At 52.5% G+C, this 1,804-nt stretch carries 2 protein-coding genes; one reads left to right on the forward strand and one right to left on the reverse strand.

Annotated elements, in window-relative coordinates:
• Positions 1-509: nucleoside recognition domain-containing protein (locus WG8_RS28270; protein ID WP_442950073.1), on the reverse strand; the 509-nt coding region annotated here is incomplete at its 3' end.
• A 189-nt stretch (positions 510-698) separates the two neighbouring features.
• On the opposite strand from WG8_RS28270, the gene WG8_RS09700 reads away from it, so the two are divergent.
• Positions 699-1,730, forward strand: a complete 1,032-nt coding sequence (locus WG8_RS09700) for a SepM family pheromone-processing serine protease (protein WP_043890947.1) — start codon at positions 699-701, stop codon at positions 1,728-1,730.
• The last annotated feature ends 74 nt before the right edge of the window (positions 1,731-1,804 follow it).

The raw sequence follows: 1,804 nt of genomic DNA on the forward strand, positions 1-1,804 counted from the left end.
AGCAGCCCGGAGATCCAGTGAACAGCAAGTAACATCCCGCCTACAGTAGCATTGTGCAGCAATCCTGTTCCGATGACGAGCAGGATGGTGATCGGATTGCAGAAGTGAGCGATGGCGGTCAATCGTCGAAGTTGGGGCTCGGTCATGTCCTCTTGCAGCGCCCATTGGCGCACCGCCTCCGCAGCAGCCGGGAAGCCAGCGGTCAGGCCGAGGGCCAGCACCCAGCCGCTTCGTCCAGGCAGCCGGAACCAGAAGCGCATGAACGGCTCCAGCAGGACACCCAGCCCATGGACGAGACCAAAGGCGATGAGCATTTCGGATAACATCAAAAAAGGGAGCATAGCCGGGAAAATAATACTCCACCATAGCTTAAGTCCTTGGGCAGAGGCTTGAAACACCTCTTCTGGTGAGGTGACAACAGCCAATACAAGCAGGATGGCTCCGAAGCCAAGCAGCAGGGTTGTCCAGTAAGGCGCGGTATGGGCTTCCTTTTGTGTCAAAGGGTTCACCTCTCATCCATATACTAAGAGAGTCGGATGCTGTCGCCAGCATTCTATTCACGATGTTGTCAGCAGGGATTGTTCATATACGTAGTCTTGTCATAAACAATGTATGCTTGTTCGAAAGGCTTGAGAACAAGCAGGTGCGCAGGATTGATTGGCGGAGGATGGGAAGTCGGGCTGAAAGGGGGAAAAGCGATGAAGCGAATCAGCCGCAAAGGTGCTCTTTTTTCAATCGGTTATGTTTTGATGCTGACCGCAATGGTCTATGTGCTGGTCTATATGCCAACCCCTTATCTGATCTATGGACCAGGTGGGGCCAACGAGATCAAACCGATGGTTACAGTCCGGGAAGGTGATCACAACGAACGTGGCACCTTTATGATGACGACAGTATCGGCACGTTATGCCAATCTTGTCATGCTGGGCATGTCCAAGCTGGATAGCAATTCGGAGATTCAGCGCAAGGAGGATCGTCTGCACGGAAGAAGCGAGGACGAATACACAGCAGAGCAGGTATGGTATATGGGGGATTCCCAGTCCTCCGCCATGGAGGCTGCCTACAGCCGCGCCCATATCCCGTATCGGATTGTGCCGGATTATGTGTATGTGTTTAAGGTGCCCCGATCCAATAGCGTATTTGAGCCCGGAGATAAAATATTGGAGTTGAACGGCACGAGGGTAACGAATAATCGCTCCATTCGGATTGCTCTGGAAAATGAGAAGGCGGGGACCAAAGTCCAGGTAAAACTCAAGCGCAATGGCACCTTGTTGACGGTGCAGGCTCCGTTAACGACCATCACGGACAGCGAGACGGGCAAACAACGTCCCGGATTTGGGGTCAGCATTGCCACGGTGCAGAAGGTAGAGCCGAAGGATGGACGTAAGACGATTCGTTTTACATCCACAGATGTTGGCGGGCCTTCGGCAGGTTTAATGTTTACGATGGAAATTTATAACCAGTTGACACCCGGTGATCTGAGTAAGGGATATCGTGTGGCCGGTACGGGTACTATTGATAAGGACGGCCAGGTAGGAGCGATTGGTGGTGCAAAATATAAAATTGTCGCCGCTGACCGTCAGGGTGCAGAATTGTTTTTTGTCCCAGCGGATAATTATAAAGAAGCCAAGGCCAAAGCTGAGCAAATCGGAACCCGGATGAAGCTCGTTCCGGTGCGCACGCTTGACGATGCGCTGAATTATATGGAAAAGCTGCCCATCAAACCATAATGGGCGGTCGCAAGTAATCGGCATACATATCGCGGATGGCGGTGTGCGGCATCCCGGTTGCATGTATGGCGGCA

The organism is Paenibacillus sp. Aloe-11, assembly GCF_000245715.1.
Classification (GTDB): Bacteria; Bacillota; Bacilli; order Paenibacillales; family Paenibacillaceae; genus Paenibacillus; species Paenibacillus kribbensis.